This window comes from Intrasporangium sp., assembly GCF_051961875.1.
GTDB lineage: Bacteria > Actinomycetota > Actinomycetes > Actinomycetales > Dermatophilaceae > Intrasporangium_A.
Genome location: NZ_JBQCCV010000144.1, coordinates 1 through 3,132 on the forward strand (window position 1 = coordinate 1; position 3,132 = coordinate 3,132).

4 protein-coding genes are annotated in these 3,132 nt (G+C 72.2%); all 4 read right to left on the reverse strand.

Annotation, left to right across the window (positions count from 1 at the left end):
- Nucleotides 1–226: 226 nt before the first annotated feature.
- Nucleotides 227–1,006 carry a ParA family protein gene (locus tag ACTHJJ_RS08730; protein ID WP_440302555.1) on the reverse strand — a complete coding sequence of 260 codons (780 nt, stop codon included), beginning with the start codon at nucleotides 1,004–1,006 and terminating at the stop codon, nucleotides 227–229.
- 12 nt (nucleotides 1,007–1,018) lie between these two features.
- Entirely contained in the window at nucleotides 1,019–1,867 is an 849-nt protein-coding gene (locus tag ACTHJJ_RS08735; protein ID WP_440302556.1) for a RecB family exonuclease, read from the reverse strand.
- Between the two features lie 9 nt (nucleotides 1,868–1,876).
- Nucleotides 1,877–2,491 (reverse strand): MarC family protein, encoded by a 615-nt coding sequence (locus tag ACTHJJ_RS08740; RefSeq protein ID WP_440302557.1) that lies wholly within the window; start codon nucleotides 2,489–2,491, stop codon nucleotides 1,877–1,879.
- A partial coding sequence (locus ACTHJJ_RS08745) for a phosphatase (protein ID WP_440302558.1) occupies nucleotides 2,488–3,132 on the reverse strand: 645 nt, incomplete at its 5' end. The genes ACTHJJ_RS08740 and ACTHJJ_RS08745, both read right to left, overlap by 4 nt.

Consider the following 3,132-nt stretch of genomic DNA (forward strand, 5'->3'; position numbering starts at 1 on the left):
CCTCGTCCGACGATGGCGCGGCGCGTCCCCGGCGTCGCCGGCGCCGGGGCGGTCAGGGCCGGTCTGGATCGGCCGCCAGCGCCCCGAGCACCGAGTCGAACTGAGCTGACCGGCACCAGCTCGCGTGCGCGGCATACCCCCTGACGGGGCGGGTGCGGCGCGCCGCCCGCTCAGCGGAGCGGGGCTGGGCGGCATACGGCTCTGACCCGGACCCGGGCGGTCCGCGTCATAGCCGCTCGAGGAGGGAGGCCGCGACCTGCCGGTAGGCCTCGGCGCCCTTCGAGCTGCGGGCGGTCGCGAGGATCGAGCGGCCGATCGCCGGGGCCTCCGCGAAGCGCACGGTCTTGGGGATCGGCGGCTCGAGCACAGACAGCTCGTAGCGCGCCCCCACATCCGCGAGCACCTCATGGGCGTGGCGGCTGCGGCCGTCGAAGAGCGTCGGGAGGACGCCCCACACCTCGAGGTCGCGGTTGAGGATCTTCTGGACGTCGGCGACGGTGTCCAGCAGCTGGCCGACGCCGCGGTGGCTGAGCATCTCGCAGGGCATAGGCACGATGAGGGCGTCCGCGGCGGTCAGCGCATTGAGGGTGATGACGCCGAGACTGGGCGAGCAGTCGAGCAGGATGACGTCATATGCGGCTCGGCTCGCCTCGAGCGCGGTGCGCAGGACGTACTCGCGGCCGGGACGGGGCAGGAGCATCGCCTCGGCCCCGGCGAGGTCGATGACGGACGGCAGGAGGTCGAAGCCGTCGTCGCACCGGATGACGGCATCGGAGACCTCCGCCCTGCCGAGAAGGACCTCGTTGACCGATGTCTCGACGTCGTCCGGGTCGACGCCGAGAGAGAAGGTGAGGCACGCCTGCGGGTCGAGGTCGACCAGGAGGACGTTCCGGCCACACTCCGCGAAGGCGGCGCCCAGCGAGGCGACCGAGGTCGTCTTTGCGACGCCACCCTTCTGGTTCGCCAGGGCGACGACGCGGGCGCCGGATGTCGTGCTGGGTGCCATGTGGACAGTCTGTCAGGTGCCTGCCTCGAGGCCGGCCCAGTCGGACTTCTCCGGGCCCATCCGCTGGCCCTCCTCGCAGTGCGCCCGGAAGTCGCACCACGGGCACATCGGGGACGGCCGAGCCGGGAACCGGGGCGACTCGATGCCCTGCTCACGGAACTCCGCGTCGGCCGTGCGCAGGTCGCGAGCGATCGACTCGGCCTCGCCGAGCTTCCGCTGCAGCGACTCTGGCGTGTGCTCGTGGCTCACCACGGTGCCCGTCGGGATGTGGTGCAGCTCGACCCGGAAGCAGGGCCGCCGCATGGTGCGGGCGGCGCCGACGGCGTAGAGCGCGAGGGGCAGCGACGTACGGGCGTCGGTCTCGGTCGGCTCCTGCCGACCGGTCTTGTAGTCGACCACGACCAGCTCACCGTCGCGGTCGTCGAGGCGGTCGATGCGGCCGGTGACGGCGATCTTGTCGGTGCGCAGCGAGACGCTCCGCTCGATGCCGAGCGGCTGCCGATGCCGGTCGATGCCCCGCAGGTAGTTCGTCACGCCGTCGCGCACCTTGAGCCGCCAGGCGGCCGACTGGTCGCCGTCGCGGAAGCCTACGTCGATCCAGCTCGTGCGCACCAGGGCGGCCACCCCGGCCGGGGTGCGGTAGGCGTGGGGCAGGTCCCAGAAGTCGCGCAGCACGTTGTGGGTCGCGATGCCAACCGACGTGTGCGCCCGCTGGGCGCGGGCGACGGGACGTGGCCGGTCGAGGTACTGCATCCGGTAGCGGCGGGGGCAGTCGAGCCAGGCGAGCAGTCGCGAGGGCGACGCCGTGTAGAGCGGCGTCGGCATCCCCGCGAAGGTCTGCTGGTCGGGCTGGCCGGTCACGTCGCCACCCTACGAGGCAGTGCTGACAAAGGCCCGGATGGAGCCCGCGATCATCTCGACGGCGATGGCCGACAGGAGCAGACCCGCGATACGGGTCAGCAGCATCGTCCCGCTCTCCCCGAGCAGCCGCCGGACCAGTCCCGCGAACCGCATCGCGAGGAAGACGACGACGATGGCGGCGAGCAGGGCCGCCCCGACGCTGAGGTAGCCACCGAGCCCCGAGGCGCCCCGGACCGCGACCATCGTCGCGACGATGGCGCCGGGGCCGGCCAGCATCGGCGTGCCGAGGGGCACCATCGCGACGTTGACACCGACGTCCGCCTGGGCGTCCGACTCCCGGCCCATCAGGAGCTGGAGCGCGATCAGGAGCAGGAGCAGCCCGCCCGCCGCCTGCAGCGCCGCGATCGAGATGTGCAGGTAGTCGAGGATCTGCTGGCCGAAGATCGCGAACATCGCGATGACGAGCACCGCTACGCCGGCGGCCCGCAGGGCGGCGTTGTTGCGCTGCGCCGGGGTGAGCGACCCCGTGAGGGCGAGGAAGACGGGCACGATGCCGGGCGGGTCGAGGATGACGATGAGGGTGATGAACGTGGAGAGGAAGATCGTGAGGTCGAATCCGCTCACGGGCGGACCACCTCGGTGATGCCGCTCGACTGCTTGACGATCGCCTCGAGGACGTCCGGGGAGGTGGTGTTCTCGCCCAGCCGGTTGAGCTTTCCCTCGCCGTGGTAGTCGCTCGAACCGGTGAGCAGCAGGCCGTACTCGCGGGCGAGGCGCTCGGCCCGAGCCACCTCCTCCGGTCCGTGGTCGCGGTGGTAGGCCTCGAGGCCGCCGAGCCCGGCCTCGACAAGGTCCCCGACGAACGAGTCGGGGATGGTCGAGCCGCGGGTCCGGGTGAAAGGGTGCGCGACAACCGGCACTCCGCCCGCTGCGCGGACGAGGCGCACCGCCCGCACGGGTTCGATGGCGTAGTGGTGCACGTAGTAGGGCGACTGCTCGTTGAGCCAGTCGACGAACGCCTCGTCGCGATGCTGGATCACGCCGCCCTCGATGAGCGCGTCGGCGATGTGCGGCCGGCCCGGTGTCGCACCCGGGCCGACGTGGGCGAGGACCTGCTCGTAGGTGATCGGGATGCCGTCGGCCGCCATCCGGTCGACCATCCGCTCGAGCCGGGTCGCCCGCGAGTCACGGGCCCGCGCGAGCTCCTGGGTGAGGGCCGGGTCCGCCGGGTCGGTGAGGTAGCCAAGCAGGTGCAGGGAGGACGA

Excerpts from the sequence above, each read along its gene's own strand:
- ACTHJJ_RS08730 (WP_440302555.1), bottom strand. The coding sequence starts at position 1,006 with ATGGCACCCAGCACGACATCCGGCGCCCGCGTCGTCGCCCTGGCGAAC.